10 protein-coding genes are annotated in these 16,524 nt (G+C 71.2%); 6 read left to right on the top strand and 4 right to left on the bottom strand.

Features of this window, described 5'->3' with window-relative positions; translation table 11 throughout:
• The first annotated feature begins 1,179 nt into the window (after positions 1-1,179).
• Positions 1,180-1,998, top strand: a complete 819-nt coding sequence (locus ACWCXX_RS25935) for an SAM-dependent methyltransferase (RefSeq protein WP_451131176.1) — start codon at positions 1,180-1,182, stop codon at positions 1,996-1,998.
• Positions 1,995-4,169, top strand: a complete 2,175-nt coding sequence (locus ACWCXX_RS25930) for a putative bifunctional diguanylate cyclase/phosphodiesterase (protein ID WP_451131174.1) — start codon at positions 1,995-1,997, stop codon at positions 4,167-4,169. Before ACWCXX_RS25935 ends, ACWCXX_RS25930 begins: the two co-directional genes overlap by 4 nt.
• 96 nt (positions 4,170-4,265) lie before the next feature.
• Here the strand turns inward: ACWCXX_RS25930 and ACWCXX_RS25925 are convergent, their stop codons facing one another.
• Positions 4,266-5,156 carry a LysR family transcriptional regulator gene (locus ACWCXX_RS25925; RefSeq protein WP_451131172.1) on the bottom strand — a complete coding sequence of 297 codons (891 nt, stop codon included), beginning with the start codon at positions 5,154-5,156 and terminating at the stop codon, positions 4,266-4,268.
• A gap of 96 nt (positions 5,157-5,252) precedes the next feature.
• Here ACWCXX_RS25925 and ACWCXX_RS25920 point away from each other — a divergent pair, with 96 nt between their 5' ends.
• Genes ACWCXX_RS25920 through ACWCXX_RS25910 form a run of 3 tightly spaced genes read left to right on the top strand, consistent with a single transcriptional unit; the run spans position 5,253 to position 8,654 of the window.
• A complete protein-coding gene (locus ACWCXX_RS25920; protein ID WP_451131170.1) occupies positions 5,253-5,960 on the top strand; it encodes a succinate dehydrogenase in 708 nt (235 codons plus the stop codon).
• A 1-nt stretch (position 5,961) separates the two neighbouring features.
• Positions 5,962-7,911 (top strand): fumarate reductase/succinate dehydrogenase flavoprotein subunit, encoded by a 1,950-nt coding sequence (locus tag ACWCXX_RS25915; RefSeq protein ID WP_451131168.1) that lies wholly within the window; start codon positions 5,962-5,964, stop codon positions 7,909-7,911.
• Complete coding sequence (locus ACWCXX_RS25910) at positions 7,908-8,654, top strand: succinate dehydrogenase/fumarate reductase iron-sulfur subunit (protein ID WP_451131166.1); 747 nt, start codon at positions 7,908-7,910, stop codon at positions 8,652-8,654. Before ACWCXX_RS25915 ends, ACWCXX_RS25910 begins: the two co-directional genes overlap by 4 nt.
• A gap of 72 nt (positions 8,655-8,726) precedes the next feature.
• Here ACWCXX_RS25910 and ACWCXX_RS25905 read toward each other — a convergent pair whose 3' ends face one another.
• From ACWCXX_RS25905 to ACWCXX_RS25895, 3 genes are all read right to left on the bottom strand, one after another.
• Positions 8,727-10,490 (bottom strand): glycosyl hydrolase family 18 protein, encoded by a 1,764-nt coding sequence (locus ACWCXX_RS25905; RefSeq protein ID WP_451131164.1) that lies wholly within the window; start codon positions 10,488-10,490, stop codon positions 8,727-8,729.
• A 263-nt stretch (positions 10,491-10,753) separates the two neighbouring features.
• Positions 10,754-13,177: an ABC transporter gene (locus tag ACWCXX_RS25900; protein ID WP_451131162.1), complete on the bottom strand. Its 2,424-nt coding sequence runs from the start codon at positions 13,175-13,177 to the stop codon at positions 10,754-10,756.
• Between the two features lie 602 nt (positions 13,178-13,779).
• Positions 13,780-15,150, bottom strand: a complete 1,371-nt coding sequence (locus tag ACWCXX_RS25895) for a polysaccharide pyruvyl transferase family protein (RefSeq protein ID WP_451131160.1) — start codon at positions 15,148-15,150, stop codon at positions 13,780-13,782.
• Positions 15,151-15,407: 257 nt separating this feature from the next.
• Here ACWCXX_RS25895 and ACWCXX_RS25890 point away from each other — a divergent pair, with 257 nt between their 5' ends.
• A complete protein-coding gene (locus tag ACWCXX_RS25890; RefSeq protein WP_451131158.1) occupies positions 15,408-16,514 on the top strand; it encodes a hypothetical protein in 1,107 nt (368 codons plus the stop codon).
• Positions 16,515-16,524: the final 10 nt, after the last annotated feature.

Here is a 16,524-nt window from a genome sequence, read left to right as displayed (position 1 = left end):
GTGGTGAGGGCTCGGGCGGGGGCGGGGAAGGAGTTGGTGGACGCGGTGTCGGAGGTGGGGGCGACTCGGTCACCGGGCCCGTCCGGCAGGGGCCGGTGCCGGACACGGAGACCGCCCAACTCCCGCCGTCCTCACCGGTGTGGGCGTACGCGCAGCTGTCCGCCGCTGCCGGTGCCGGGGTGCTCAGCAGCCACAGCAGTGCGACGGCTGCCGTGAGCCGTCCTATGAGTGATCCGTACACGACGGCGAGCATGTTCCGGCCGCTCGCGGGACACGCCGGGAAAGCGTCGGGTTCGCCTGATGGTGGGGACATCGCACGGCCCGGGTTTGCGGCCGGGGGAAGGGCTTTTGACCGCGTTGTGCGACGTGGGAGGCGGTGCTCCGGTGCGGTGCCGGGGTGATGGGAGTGGTCGGAACAACTGAGCAGGCGCGTACGTAAGTTGACGCGAAACGCCGGGGTGCGCCTCGCTCGCACCGCCGCTGCCGACCTCGTCGACGGAGTGGAAGCGGGTGGCGGAACCCGGCCCTCCGGCGGCGGGAACGGCCGGTGCCCGCCCGGGGTGGATTGCGAAGGCGATCGAGCGAAGGCGGCCGTCCGGAGTGCCGGGCCGAAGGCGGTCGGGGCGGGGCTCCGGCGGACGGCTCCCGCGCGCGGGGGCGCTCCGCCCTCCGGCGTCGGATCCGGGTGACCGGCGATTTCACGGGCGCCTCCGTCCCACCGGTCAAATCGCCCGTGAGGAAAGGAGGTTGCCCCGGCGGCGGAGAATGCCGTCGCATCGCCACCGGCAAAGGGTTCGGCATCCGCGACGCCCCCGGTGAACTCGGGTGCGGGCCGATGACGGTCGACTGGTCCGGACCTTTTTCGGTGAACCGAAACGGGGGCGGTAACGTGAAACCGGGATGGCAATGATGCGGGCGCCGCGGGCACATGTCACGAGGGGCCCTCCGGTGTCGATGTGGCGGACTCCTCCCGCAGTGGGCAAAGCCTTCCCGGAAGGGGTGTTCGCCGCCGAATGTCACGGGTAGCGACTGACCGGTTGCACATGCCACTGATGTGTGACCAATAACGGACGGGTAATTTCCGTTTCCACTCGCTCTCCTGGCGGACGATCAGTAGCCTCTGGACAACACTGACCATGAACATGGCCGGATCGCCGTGGCGACTTGTTGGAGACATCGATGGAGCGTCCCGCCTGGGCACCGCAAGGCATAGACATCACAGTGCCGAGCGTGTCCCGCATGTACGACTTCTATCTGGGCGGATCGCACAATTTCGAGGTGGACCGGGAAGCGGCGCGCAAGGCCATGGAGTTCATGCCGGGACTCCCCAAGATCATGCAGGCGAACCGCGCCTTCATGCGCAGAGCCGTCCATTACGCGGTCGGCGAGGGCATCAGCCAGTTCCTGGACATCGGCTCCGGAATACCGACCTTCGGCAATGTTCACGAAATCGCCCAGGCGGCCGACCCCGGGGCACGGGTGGCGTACGTCGACCACGACCCGGTCGCGGTCGCACACAGCAAGGCCGTGCTGGAGGGCAACGACCGGGCGGTGATCGCCGCCGCGGACCTGCGCAGCCCCCAGGAGATCGTGAAGAGCCCGGAGGTCTCCGGACTGCTCGACCTGGACCGCCCGGTGGCCCTGCTGCTCGTCGCCGTGCTCCACTTCCTCGAGGACGCCGACGGGCCGCAGGCCGCGGTCGCCGAGTTGCGCGAGGCACTCGCCCCCGGCAGTCTCGTCGTCATCACGCACGCCTCGTACGAGGGGGTTCCGCTCAGCCGGGAGGAGGCGGGCGGCGTGGTCGGGGTCTACGAGGACATCCGCAACCCCCTCGTCATGCGGTCCCGTGACGAGGTCACGCGCTTCTTCGAGGGGTACGAGATGGTCGAGCCCGGACTCGTGCCGATGCCGTACTGGCGGCCGGAGACCCCGGTGGTGGCGGAACAGGAGAATCCGTTCGCCTTCTCGGGCTTCGCGGGAGTGGGACGCAAGGCGTGAGCATTCCCGCCCAGCCGTCCGGCGTACCGGACACGGAGCCCGACGGGCCCGAGGGCCGGCTCCGAAGATTCGCCACCATCTGGAGCCGGGCCATCTTCCCCTCGACGGCCACCTCCCTGACGCGCCCGGAGTTCGAGCGGCATCTGCTGCCCCTGGCCCGCAGGCTCAGCGACATCCTGCACGAACGGTCCTTCGACCCGGCTCCCGCGGGCGAGGTGGGCGCCGCCCTCGTCGCCGCGCACTGCACGGACCCGGACGCGCTCAGCAGCACACTCGGCGTCATCGACTCGTACCTGGTGCTGTACTGCGGCGGCAACGGCCCGACGGCACTGCCCACCGAGGACGGCAGGGCCCGCTGCGCCCGGATGCAGCACGCTCTGGCCGGCGGTTTCACCGACGCGCTGCGCCAGCGCACCCTCGCCGAGCAGGAGGCCATCGCGCGTTCGGCGCTCACCGCCCGCTCCGACGCCGAACAGGCGCTGCACGCGACGGAGGCGCGGTTCCGCGCCGTCTTCAAGGACGCCGCCATCGGGATCAGCATCGCCGACCTGGACGGCAACCTGCTGGAGGTCAACGAGACCCTCACCCGGATGTTCGGCGGCCTCGACAACCACGTGCGCAGCCGCAAGGTCACCGAATGGGTCCACCCCGAGGACGCGCCGTACGTCTGGAAGTACTACAACGAGCTGGTGCGCGGCGAACGCGAGCACTACCGGGTCGAGAAGCCGTACTACCGCAACGACGGCACCGTGCTGTGGACCAATCTGACGGTGTCGTTGCTGCGCGACGCCGAGGGGAATCCGGAGTACCAGCTGGCGCTGATGGAGGACACCACGGAACGCAGGCTGCTGAACCTGCGGCTGCGGTACGAGGCCACCCACGACGCGCTCACCGGACTGCCCAACCGGACGCTGTTCTTCGAGCGGCTGGAGAAGGCGCTCTCCGCCGACGACGGCAGCCGCTTCGGTCTGTGCTATCTCGACCTGGACGGCTTCAAGGCGATCAACGACAGCCTCGGGCACGCGTCGGGCGACCGGCTGCTGGTCGAGGTGGCCGACCGGCTGCAGAGCTGCGCGACCGCGCCCGGCGAGATGGTCGCCAGGCTCGGCGGCGACGAGTTCGTGGCCCTGATCACCGGCCACGAGACCGAGACGGAGGTCACCGAACTGGCCTGCCGCATCCTCAACGCGCTCGGCACCCCCGTCCGGCTCGAAGGCCGCGAGCTGACCGTACGTGGCTCCATCGGCGTCGTCGAGGGACTGGCGGGCGAACGCGGCGCCGCCGAGGTGCTGCGCAGCGCCGACATCACCATGTACCGGGCCAAGGGGGCGGGCGGCAACCGGTTCGAGTTCGCCGACGCGGAGGCGGACGCCCGCGCCATCACGCGGCACGGGCTGACCACCGCGCTGCCCGCCGCACTGGAGCGCGGCGAGTTCTTCATCGAGTACCAGCCGCTCGTGCACCTCGACGACGGCACGGTGCACGGCGCGGAGGCGCTGGTGCGCTGGTGCCACCCGCAGCACGGGGTGCTCGGCCCGGACAAGTTCATCCCGCTCGCCGAGCACACCGGCCTGATCGTGCCGCTGGGCCGCTGGGTGCTGGAGGAGTCCGTCCGGCAGGCCAACTTCTGGCAGGAGCGGCACACCGACGGCGGACCGCTGCGCATCAACGTCAACCTCTCACCGACCCAGCTGCACCATCCGCGGCTGGTCGCCGAGACCGTCGACGTACTGGAGCGCTCGGGGCTCGAACCCGGGGCGCTGTGCCTGGAGGTCACCGAGTCCGCGCTCATCGGCGCGGACGAGGACCTGCTCAAGCCGCTGCGGCAGCTGGCCGAGATGGGCGTCGACATAGCGCTCGACGACTTCGGCACCGGGTACTCGAACCTGGCGAATCTGCGCAGGCTTCCGGTGAGCGTGCTCAAGCTGGACCGCTCCTTCACGATGGGCATGCAGCAGCAGCCGGCGGATCCGGTCGACCTGAAGATCGTCGAGGGGATCGTCTCGCTGGCGCACAGCCTGGACCTCGCCGTCACGGTGGAGGGGGTGGAGACCGGGGCGCAGGCCGAGCAGCTGCGCAAGCTGGGGTGCGACACGGCCCAGGGCTGGTACTACGCCAGGCCCGGAGCGCCCGACCGGATCCACTCGCTGGTGCTGGCCGACGCGGTGTGAGGCCCCGGGGCTCCCCACGGCCGGGCACTCCGACCGCGCGGGCCCCATCGGTCGGCGGGGAGCGGAACGGCGCCCCCGTCGGCCGGCGACGCCGGGTCAGTCCTTCCGGGTGGCGAGCAGCACCCGCTGCAGTTCGCGTGCCGCACGCGGCGGAGCCACGTCGCTGCGGTGCGCGAGCGCGATCGTGCGCCGCAGTCCGGGGCGGGCCAGCGGCGTGGTCCGCAGCTCGTGGCCGAACCGCCCGGCGACCATGCTGGGCACCACCGCGATGCCGAGCCCGGCCCGGACGAACCCGAGCACCGCGTCCATCTCGCCGCCCTCCACCGTGAACGACGGCTCGAAGCCCTCCGCCCGGCAGGCGGCGACCGTCAGTTCCCGCAGGTCGTAGCCGTGCCGGAACATCACCAGGGGCTCCCCCTGGAGGTCGGCGATCCGCACGCGCCCGCCCCGTCCGGGCCGCGGCCCCCGGGCGGACGACACCACGACCAGGTCCTCCCGGAGCAGCTCGACCGTGGTGAGCGCGGGGGAGGCGGCGGGCAGCGGCAGCACCACCAGGGCGAGATCGAGCGCACCGCGCGCCAGCCCCCGTACGAGGTCGAGCGAGCCGCCCTCCTCCAGCAGCAGCCGGATCCCCGGATGCCGGTCGTGGAAGGCGCGCAGCACGTCGGGGAGCAGGCCCGTGCAGAGGCTGGGCGTCGCCCCGAGCCGGACCCGCCCGCGGCGCAGCTGCGCCAGCTCCTGCACCTCGTGGCGGGCGGTGTCGGCGTCCGCGAGGATCCGGCGGGCCAGTGGCAGCAGCGCCTCGCCCGCGTCGGTGAGCGCGATGTTGCCCCGGGCCCGGCTGAACAGCTCCGCCCCCAGCTCGTTCTCCAAGGCCCTGATCTGCTGGGAGAGCGAGGGCTGCGAGACGTGCACCGCCTCGGCGGCCCGGGTGAAGTGCCGGGTCTCGGCCACGGCGACGAAGTACATCAGCTGCTGGAATTGCATAGGCTCACCTCGACCGATCACGATAGCCCCATCCTATGAAGATGAGCCATTCCATGTCTTGGACTGATGGGGCCCTTCGGCCCTAGCGTCGTGCTCATGGCATTGGCAACGCGGACGGACCGACGGCCGTCCATGGCACGCACGATCTGGGACTCGTCCGTCGGCAAGAAGACGGTCATGGCCGTGAGCGGCCTGATCATGCTCCTCTACCTGGTTGTCCACATGCTCGGCAACCTGAAGATCTTCTTCGGGGCCGGCGAGTTCAACCACTACGCGCACTGGCTGCGGACCCTGGGGGAGCCCTTCCTGCACTACGAGTGGGCCCTGTGGATCGTCCGCCTCGTGCTCGTCGCCGCCGTGGTGCTGCACGCCGTCTCCGCGTACCAGCTGAGCCGTCGCGACATCAGGGCGCGCCCCACCAAGTACGTGCACCGCAGACCGCGCGCCGGCTACGCCACCCGCACCATGCGCTGGGGCGGGATCATCCTCGGCCTGTTCATCGTCTGGCACATCCTCGACCTGACGACGGGCACCGCGCACCCCGGCGGCTTCCAGCCCGGACACCCCTACCAGAACGTCGTCGACACCTTCTCCACCTGGTACGGCAACACGGTCTACATCGCCGCCGTGCTCGCCCTCGGGTTCCACGTCCGGCACGGCTTCTGGAGCGCCGCCCAGACCCTCGGCGCGGGCAACGCGACCCGGGACCGGGCCCTCAAGGCCCTCGCCGACGCCCTCGCCCTGGTACTGACGCTGGGCTTCATCTCCGTACCCGTCGCCGTCATGACCGGAGTCGTGAGCTGACATGACCGACTACACGCACTACGAGACGGGCGCGCCCGTCGTCGACACCAAGGCCCCCGCGGGCCCCGTGGCCGAACGCTGGGACACCCGCCGCTTCCAGGCCAGACTGGTCAACCCGGCCAACCGCCGCAAGCACACCGTCATCGTCGTCGGCACCGGCCTCGCCGGTGGATCGGCTGGCGCGACCCTCGCCGAACAGGGCTACCACGTCGTCCAGTTCTGCTTCCAGGACTCGCCCCGCCGCGCCCACTCCGTCGCCGCCCAGGGCGGCATCAACGCCGCGAAGAACTACCGCAACGACGGCGACTCCATCCACCGCCTCTTCTACGACACGGTCAAGGGCGGCGACTTCCGCGCCCGCGAGTCCAACGTCCACCGGCTCGCCCAGATCTCCGTCGAGATCATCGACCAGTGCGTCGCCCAGGGCGTCCCCTTCGCCCGTGAGTACGGCGGCCTCCTCGACAACCGCTCCTTCGGCGGCGTCCAGGTCTCCCGCACCTTCTACGCCCGCGGCCAGACCGGACAGCAACTGCTCCTCGGCGCCTACCAGGCGCTGTCGAGGCAGATTGCCGCGGGCAACGTCGAACTCCACGCCCGCACCGAGATGCTCGACCTGATCGTCGTCGACGGAAAGGCCCGCGGCATCGTCGCCCGCGACCTGGTCACCGGGAAGATCGACACCTACTTCGCCGACGCGGTCGTCCTGGCCAGCGGCGGCTACGGCAACGTCTTCTACCTGTCGACGAACGCCATGAACTCCAACGCCACCGCCGTCTGGCGGGCCCACCGCAGGGGCGCCTGGTTCGCCAACCCCTGCTTCACCCAGATCCACCCCACCTGCATCCCGCGCACCGGCGACCACCAGTCCAAGCTGACGCTGATGAGCGAGTCGCTGCGCAACGACGGCCGGATCTGGGTCCCGAAGGCCAAGGGCGACGACCGCCCCGCGAACGACATCCCCGAGGACGAGCGCGACTACTACCTGGAGCGCCTCTACCCCTCCTTCGGCAACCTCGTGCCCCGGGACATCGCCTCCCGCGCCGCGAAGAACGTCTGCGACGAGGGCCGCGGCGTCGGCCCCGGCGGGCAGGGCGTCTACCTGGACTTCGCCGAGGCCATCCGGCGGATGGGCCGGAGCGGGGTCGAGGAGAAGTACGGCAACCTCTTCGACATGTACGCGCGGATCACCGCGGAGAACCCGTACGAGACCCCGATGCGGATCTACCCCGCCGTGCACTACACGATGGGCGGCCTCTGGGTCGACTACGACCTCCAGACCACCGTCCCCGGCCTCTTCGCGATCGGCGAGGCCAACTTCTCCGACCACGGCGCCAACCGGCTCGGTGCCTCCGCGCTGATGCAGGGCCTCGCCGACGGCTACTTCGTCCTGCCCTCCACCATCAACGACTACCTGGCCCGCAATCCGCACCACGACGAGATCGACGCCTCGCACCCCGCCGTGGAGGAGGCCGTCGCCGACACCGAGGACCGGCTCAACCTGCTGCTCTCCGTCGACGGCGACCGCACCCCCGACTCCTTCCACCGGGAGATCGGCGAACTCATGTGGGAGTACTGCGGAATGGCCCGCACCGAGGAGGGGCTGCGCAAGGCGCTCGACCGCATCCCGCGGATCCGCGAGGAGTTCTGGCGTCGCATCAAGGTCCCCGGCACCGGCGACGAGTTCAACCAGTCCCTGGAGAAGGCCAACCGCATCGTCGACTACCTGGAACTGGCCGAACTCATGTGTCTCGACGCACTGCACCGCGCCGAGTCCTGCGGAGGCCACTTCCGCGAGGAGTCGCAGACCCCGGACGGCGAGGCCGCCCGCCGGGACGAGGAGTTCTCCTACGCCGCCGCCTGGGAGTTCTCCGGCACCGGCGAGGCCCCCGTCCTGCACAGGGAAGACCTCGTCTTCGAGTACGTCCACCCCACCCAGCGGAGCTACGCATGAGGCTCACCCTGCGCGTCTGGCGCCAGAAGAACGCCGACGCCCCCGGCGCCATGTCCACCTACGAGGTGGACGGCATCTCGCAGGACATGTCGTTCCTGGAAATGCTCGACACCCTCAACGAGGAACTCATCCTCGCCGGCGACGACCCGGTCGCCTTCGACCACGACTGCCGCGAGGGCATCTGCGGAGCCTGCAGCCTCGTCATCAACGGCGACGCCCACGGACCCGAGCGCACCACCACCTGCCAGCTCCACATGCGCTCCTTCGAGGACGGAGACACGATCGACGTCGAACCGTGGCGCGCCTCCGCCTTCCCGGTCGTCAAGGACCTGGTCGTGGACCGCTCGGCCTTCGACCGGATCATCCAGGCGGGCGGCTACATCTCCGCCCCGACCGGCACCGCCCCCGAGGCGCACGCCACCCCGGTGCCCAAGCCGGACGCCGACTTCGCCTTCGAGCACGCCGAGTGCATCGGCTGCGGTGCCTGCGTCGCCGCCTGCCCCAACGGCTCGGCGATGCTCTTCACCTCGGCGAAGATCAACCATCTCAACGTGCTGCCGCAGGGCGCCCCGGAGCGCGAGACCCGGGTCCTCGACATGGTCGGCCAGATGGACAGCGAGGGCTTCGGCGGCTGCACCCTCACCGGGGAGTGCGCCACGGCCTGCCCGAAGGGCATCCCGCTGCCCTCGATCTCGGCCATGAACAAGGAGTGGCTGCGGGCGACCCGCAAGGTGCGCCGCTGACCGGCGCGGAGCACGGGTTCCCGGTCCCGGGGGCCGCCCACCCCCGGGGCCGGGACGTCTCGTCCGGAAGGATCAGGACGTCACGGAGAGGTCGTCGGCGTAGACCGTGCCCTGCCCGTACCAGCCGTGCAGATAGACGGTCACCGCGCCGGTCGAGCCGGTGGTGAAGGTCACCGACCGCTTCGTGTAATCGCCCGACGAACCCCAGGTGTCGGCCGAGGCGCCGCCCCGCACCCCGAGGTAGCCGTAGCCGCCCCGCAGCCAACCGCTCAGCGTGTACGTGGTGTTCGGGGCCAGGACCAGATCCTGTGCGCACTCGCCCGTCTGCGAGGCGGTGGCCGCGAGGGCCAGCGCGTGCGAACCGCCGTGCACCGGCGTGGACACCACCGAGCCGCCCGGCTGACAGCTCCAGGGGCCCGGCGCACCCGACTCGAAGTCCCCGTTCACCAGGGAGCCGGTGCCGCCGCCCGGCCCCGACACCGTCAGGGTGAGGAGCGCCGAGTGGCTGAGCGCCCCCGAGGCGCCCGTCACCGTGAGCCGGTACGTTCCCGGCGCGGCGGAGTCCGACGCGGACACCGTCAGCTTCGACGCGCCCCCGGCGGTGACCGAGGTGGGATCGAGCGTCGCCGTCACACCGGCGGGCGCCCCGCTCACCGTCAGCGCCACGGTCTTCGCACTGCCGGAGGTCACCGCGGTGTTCACGCCCGCCGTGGTGGAACCGCCCGGCGCGACCGTGGCCGAAGGGGGCGCGACGGCCACCGAGTAGTCGTCCGTCACCGGACCGGAGCCGCCGGTGAAGGGCGCGAAGGTGTGGCTGAAGTACCACGTGTCCTGGGCGATGCCGGAACAGGTGTCGTTGCCGCCGGTGCCGGGGCAGCCGCCGTTGTCGCGCTGGAGCGCCCAGAACGACAGGGTGCTGAGGCCCTTGGAAACGGCCCAGTCGTGGACCACCGGGGCGTCGGCCGTGGTGAACGTCTCGGCGGGACCGTAGTCGTCGATGCCCGGCATCTCGATGATGCCGGCCATGCCCCACAGCTGTGCGTCGGTCTTCGACGGGTACAGCTCGGCGAGCTGGTCCTTGAGGCCGCTGATCGCCGTCTTGGTGTCCTGCGCCATGTTGTGCGGGGCGCCGTCGTAGTAGTCGAACGTCATCAGGTTCACGACGTCGACCTTCGTGCCGTTGGACACGGCGTTCTCCAGCACCGCCAGACCGCTGTCGGCGAGGCCGCTCGTGGTGGTGGGCAGGGTGTAGGAGATCTGCAGCGGCCGGCCGTTGGCGGCGGCCCAGTCCTGCACCTTCTTGATCGCCTTGTTGCGGCGGTCGATTCCGGCGCTGTTCTCCAGCGAGTTGTCCTCGATGTCCATGTCGAGGCGGGACACGTCGTAGGTCGTGACGACCTTCTCGTACGCCGCCGCGATGGAGTCGACGCTCGTGCAGCTGTCGGCGATCTCGGTGCCGCCGTTGTCGGCCGTGTAGCCGCCGAACGACGGGATCACGTCGCCGCCGCGGGAGCGGATGGTCGTGAAGTCGGCGCCGAACACGGACTGGGCGACGGGCGTGCTCGAATCGCCGTTCCAGTAGGGGGTGCAGGAACCGCGGGCCTCCGTCTGGAGGAAGGCCATGGTCAGGTACTTGGCGCCGGACTCCTGCGAGAGCGCGGCCGGGCTGTCGCCGTTCCACGACTCGAAGTACGGGGCGAAGACATGGGCCGGCAGGGGAGTGGCGGCGGTCGCGGCGGCCTGCGCGCCGGTGCCCGATCCGAGGACCAGGCCGGCGGACGCGACGGTCGTCGCCAGGACACTCAGGACTGCGCCGAGTGTTCTTGGACGTCTCATGGGGGTGCTCCCAGCGGGGTGAGACAACAGGGCGGATCGCACGGCTCTGCCGCGCCCGGTGGAGGGGCGCGGCCCGTTCCTGTGAATCCCGGCCGGGGTCACATGCCGCACGGCGAACAGCGGCCGCGAGGCATGCCCATGATTGGTCTGGACCAGGCCGTGGTCAATGTTCTTTGCCGTTTCATTCCCCATTGCTTGCCCGATGCGGCAACTCGGCGTGTAAGAAGGCGAGTCGGGGGCGGGCAGATGGCCGGGGCGGATCGTCAGGCCGGGCCGAGGTGTGCGCCGAGGTACGCGGCCGTACGGCTCTCCGCCGCCCGCGCCACCTCAGTGGGCGTTCCCGCGGCCACGATCCGGCCGCCCCGGTCGCCGCCGCCGGGGCCGAGGTCGATCACCCAGTCGGCGCCCGCCACCACCGCCATGTCGTGCTCCACGACCACGACCGTGTCGCCCGCGTCGACGAGACCGTGCAACTGCCGGGTCAGCACCTCGACATCGGCGGGATGCAGCCCGGTCGTCGGCTCGTCCAGCAGGTACAGGGTGTGGCCCCGGCGGGTGCGCTGGAGCTCGGTGGCGAGCTTGATCCGCTGGGCCTCGCCGCCGGACAGCTCCGTCGCGGGCTGCCCGAGCCGCAGATAGCCGAGCCCGACGTCGAGCAGCGTCCGCAGGCTGCGTTCGGCGGCGGGCGTCCCGGCGAAGAAACCGGCCGCCGACTCCACCGTCAGGTCCAGCACCTGCGCGATGTCGAGGCCGCGCAGGGTGACCTCCAGGGTCTGCGGGTTGTACCGCGCGCCGTGACAGTCCGGACAGGGAGCGTACGTACTGGGCAGGAAGAGCAGCTCCACGGAGACGAACCCCTCGCCCTGGCAGGTCTCGCACCGCCCGCCCGCCACGTTGAAGGAGAACCGCCCGGCCCGGTACCCGCGCTCGCGGGCCGTGTCCGTCCCGGCGAACAGCTTCCGCACCACGTCGAAGAGCCCGGTGTACGTGGCCAGGTTGGACCGCGGGGTGCGGCCGATCGGCCTCTGGTCGACCTGGACGAGGCGGTCCACCGCCTCCAGCCCCCGCGCCGACACGCACCCGGCCACGGGGTGCTCCACGGGGGCGTCCGCGGCCCCGGGTGCCTGCCGGTCGGCGAGGGCGCCGGCCAGGACCTGGCCGACCAGGGTCGACTTCCCCGACCCCGAGACGCCCGTGACGGCGGTGAACACCCCCAGCGGGAACGCGGCGTCCACGCCCCGCACGTTGTGCCGGTCGACCCCGTTCAGCCGCAGCCAGCCGGTGGGCTCGCGCACCTCCCGCGCCGGGGCGGGCCCCTCGCCGAAGAGGAAGCGCCGGGTGGCCGACTCGGGCACGTTCGCCAGCCCGGCCGGGGGACCGCTGTGCAGCACCCGGCCCCCGTGCTCACCGGCCAGCGGCCCCACGTCGACCAGCCAGTCCGCCCGGCGCACCACGTCCATCTGGTGCTCCACGACGAAGACCGAGTTCCCCGCCTCCTTCAGCCGGCCGAGCACCCCGAGCAGCGACCGGGTGTCCGCCGGGTGCAGCCCGGCCGACGGCTCGTCCAGCACGTAGACGACGCCGAACAGTCCGGAACGCAACTGCGTGGCGAGGCGCAGCCGTTGCAGCTCGCCGGACGACAGGGTCGGGGCCGTGCGGTCGAGGCTGAGATAGCCGAGGCCGAGCTCGGTGACCGTCTCGATCCGGGCGAGCAGATCCGCCGTCAGCACCCGCGCCGTGTCGTCGCCGCCCGCCGCGCGCAGCAGCCCGGCGAGCGAGGTGAGGGGCAGCCCGGCCAGTTCCGCGATCGAGCGGCCGGCGAAGGTGACGGCCAGCGCCTCCGGACGCAGCCGGCCCCCTTCGCACACCGGACAGCGGGCACTGGTCAGGAACCGCTCGGCCCTGGCCCGCAGGGTGCGGCTCCTGGAGTCCGCGAACGTGTGCATCACATAGCGGCGGGCGCTCATGTACGTGCCCTGGTACGGGCGTTGGATGCGCCCGGCCTCCCGCACCGGATGCACCGTCACCACCGGCTGCTCGTCGGTGAACAGGATCCACTCCCGTTCCCGGGCGTCGAGTTCGCGCCACGGGCGGTCGATGTCGTGGCCCAGCGCGTCCAGCACGTCGCGCAGGTTCTTGCCCTGCCACGCCCCGGGCCAGGCGGCGATCGCGCCTTCCCGGATCGACAGCGAGGGGTCGGGGACGAGGAGTTCCTGGGTGGTTCGGTGGACCCGGCCGAGGCCGTGGCACTCCGGGCACGCCCCGGCCGCCGTGTTCGGCGAGAAGGCGTCGGAGTCGAGCCGTTCGGCACCGGCCGGGTAGCTCCCGGCCCGGGAGAACAGCATGCGCAGGGAGTTGGAGAGCGTCGTGACCGTTCCCACGGACGAACGGGCGCCGGGCGCCGAACGCCGCTGCTCCAGCGAGACGGCGGGCGGCAGCCCGGTGACCTCCCCGACGGCGGGCGCGCCGACCTGATGGATCAGCCGGCGGGCGTACGGGGCGACGGACTCGAAGTAGCGGCGCTGGGCCTCGGCGTAGATCGTCCCGAACGCGAGGGAGGACTTGCCGGACCCCGAGACCCCGGTGAACACGGTGAGGGTGTCGCGCGGGATGTCGACCGAGACGTCCTGGAGGTTGTGCTCACGGGCGCCGCGCACCCGGACGTACGGATCGTGGGGAGTGGACATGCGCGCGGCTCTCCGTGGGGATCGGATGCGGGCCCGGCAGCCCGGGACAAACACCCAGATTCTAGTACCGCAATGGTCTTTTGCGTGACGATGGGTCGGTTTCTGGTGGTGCGTGGCCTCGTCGTTTGCAGTGGCCGGTGCGGGCCTGATGCTGTCTGCGGTGCCAGTCGGACCAGTGCAAGGCGTGCTCGATGTCCGAGCGGGGCCGGTGCCGGCGCTCTCCGTGTCAGGGAGAGCGCCGGCCTCCATGAGCAGCCGGGCCACCTCGGCCTCGCTGCGCCGCGGCCAGGTACAGCGGCGTGGCGCCGTCGCCGTTCCTTCTCTCGGGGTGCGCTCCGCTGCGCAGCAGAGTCTGCACGCTCCGGGCGTCACCGCTCAGGATCGCGTCGAACGCGCGGTGGGAGAGTTTCTTCTGCCGGTGCAGCTTCATGGCCGGCCGGGCCAAGGGTTGTCCCGCCGGGTATTGCGGGACAACCCTTGGGCCGTGTCCGGAAAATACCGCCCGGCTCGTGGCGCCGGGCACCCGCGGCGGGGAGCCGGGTGCCGCGGGGCCCGGTACGGCCGGAGGCCGGTCCTGCCGGACCGGCCTCGTCGCGGGATCCTCAGCGGGAGGGGCGCAGTGCGCGCTTGAGGGGCCTTCCCACGGCGCTGCGGGCGCGCTGGTACGTGGAGCGCTGGGAGGGCACCAGGGAGATCTTCGAGAGCTTCCGCCGGAGCTGGGTGTTCTCGGTGCTGAGCTCCGTCAGCTGGGACTGGAGCCAGTTCATCCGCGTCGCCGTCGCGGCGGCGTCCGTGCCGGTCCAGGGCCGGACGCCCGGCGGGAAGGCCAGCTTGCTCATCTTCGCCTCGAAGGCCGCGCCGCCGTCGCCGTGGGTGAAGGTGTTCTCCAGGCCGTTCTTGTCGAGGAAGTTCACGAACCGGTCGAACCGCTCCCGGTGATTGCGCGTCAGCGGGCCGAAGTCCGCCTCGGCGTGGAGCTCGGCGGGGTCGAGGTCGGCCGGGACCTTGGAGAGCATCCGGTGCGGGATCTCGAAGTAGCGGCACAGCTCCAGCGTCCGGGAGTCGCCGCAGAGCACGGTGGCCGGTGTGCCGGCCAGCAGCGCCGCGATGTTGCCGTGGATCCGGGAGCCGAAGGAGAAGTCGAAGCCCCGCAGATCCTCCATCCAGGTGGTCGGGTCGATGTACACCCGGACCTTGTCCTCCCCGTACATGGGGTGGTCGGGGTGGGTGGGGATGGTGGTGAGCTCGGCGTTCGGGTGGGACAGGTCGCGCCAGTGCAGCTGCCGCGCGTCGGAGAGGTTCTGGCCGATGAACCGGAGGTGGGGGTAGCGCCCGTGGGTGCGGTCGATGATCTGCCCGAGCTTGTGTCTGCGCACCGCGTCGTGCGAGCCGTTGACGGCGATGCGCGACCCGGGACCGAGCGGTTCGCCGCCCTCCCGGACGGTGAGGCTGGCGCCGCGCAGGAACATCGAGGGGCAGCCGATGACGTCCACGTCCCTGAAGCCCATGTCCCGCAGATACCGCTCGGTGAACTCCCCGCGCACGCCGATGGAGGCGCTGTGTTCGAGTACGGCGGAGACGAACGCGTAGACCGTGGGCTGCATCGGCTTCAGCCGGTCCGCGGAGTAGTCGACGCCGGTCTGGGCGCCGACGCCGGGGACGACGACGGGTATCTTCAGCTTCGATATGAGCCGGGTCAGTCGCTCCAGTTGGCGCTCGAAGGACGGCCGGAAGGCGTTGGCGAGCGGGACGACGAAGACGTCGTACTCGTCGTTGATCCGGGCGGCATCGGCGATTCTGGTGGCGATGCCGTTGGACACCACCTCCGAACGTGGCGTCTCCAGGATCTTGTGAGCAGCGTCGCTGAAGATCAGATTGCCCGAGTTGGTGGCGAATACATCCTCATGGAGGGCGCGCTCGACGGGGACGACGTCGTAAGGACTCTTCCCCGAGCGCAGGAGTATTCGCTTCACACCGTTAACGTTGGATGCCACAAACCTGAATATAGCTTTGCAAACGCTTCTCTTTCCATGCGCATCCTGCACAACTTTTTACCCTGGGAGCGGAACGCGAGGGCGAGGTCGCTCCCTCCGCGGGTGCGCGTGATGTGTACGGATGCCCCGGAACGGTGTGCGGGTCCACCGTACGGCCCTCTTGAGCCCCCGGCGACACCGCCCGTACGCTGCGTCCTGCGCACGGGCGTGCCTACCGGGGAGGTGGAAGCGCCGTCATGGCCGACTCACTGTCCGAGGACGACGTCCTCGAAGCGGTCGCCCGGCACCTGGGCACACCCGGCGGGGGCCGGCAGTTGCGCCGGACCGGTGCCGACGTCGTCCGGCTCCCGATGCTCGATCTGCGCATCGTCCGTTCCCTGGAGACCCGCACCTCCCGGCCGGAGACCAGGCCCGGCAGGTACGACCTGTCGAAGCGGCCCACGTACGAGGGCGATCTGCACGACCACCCGGTCGAGCCGCCGAAGGACCCGGCCCGCACGCGGACGGTGGAACTCGTGCTCCGCGGCTCGGGGAGAACGGTGGCCTGCGGCTGCGACGAGGGGCGCCGACCGTGCGCGCGCTGCCGGGCCAGGGGGAAACTGCCCTGCGAGACCGGCCCGATGTGCCCGGCCTGCGAGGGAGTGGAGCCCTGCACCTGGTGCGACGGCACGGGCGGACGCCGCAAGGACCGCACGACGGTCGGCCCGGCGCGGGAGAAGAACGTGACCGGCCCCGTACGGGAGAAGAACGGCCGGGGGCGGACCACCTGTCTGAAATGCGGCAAGTCCCGCACCGCCTGCCCCGAATGCCGGGGGCGGGGCACCAGTACGTGCCCGCAGTGCGACGACACCGGCTTCAGGGACTGCCCGGTCTGCGCGGGCGAGCGGTCGACGGAGCACGCCCCCTGCGAGGGGACGGGGCTGGTCACGCTGTGGACGGCGGGATCGGTCCGGCAGGCCCCCGAGTGGAATGAGCTGAAGCTCCCGGACCCGGCACCGCCACTGCGCGTGCGGCAGCGGACCGGACGTGCCGGCGCCTGGGAGAGGGCCACCCTGACCTCGGCCGACGCCCCGCTCCCCGCCGGCCTGGACCCCGCCCACGCGGCGGCCGTCGAAGCGGTCCTCGCGCCGGCCCGGCGGGAGGTCGCCCGACGCGTCGACATCGGCCGGCTGCCGCTGACGGTCGTGGAGATCCCGGACGACCCCGACCACGTCTTCTACGTCTTCCCCGGGCGCGACGGCCCGCAGGTGCTCCCGGTCTGGTCCCGGCGCCGGTCGCTGCGGGTCGCCGCGGCGGTGGCCGGGGTGGTCGTCCTGGTGCTCCTGGCGGTCGCGCTCGTCTGATTTCCTGGGG

The sequence above is a fragment of the Streptomyces sp. NPDC001732 genome, from assembly GCF_053596315.1.
This window is presented reverse-complemented; position numbering and strand designations above follow the sequence as displayed.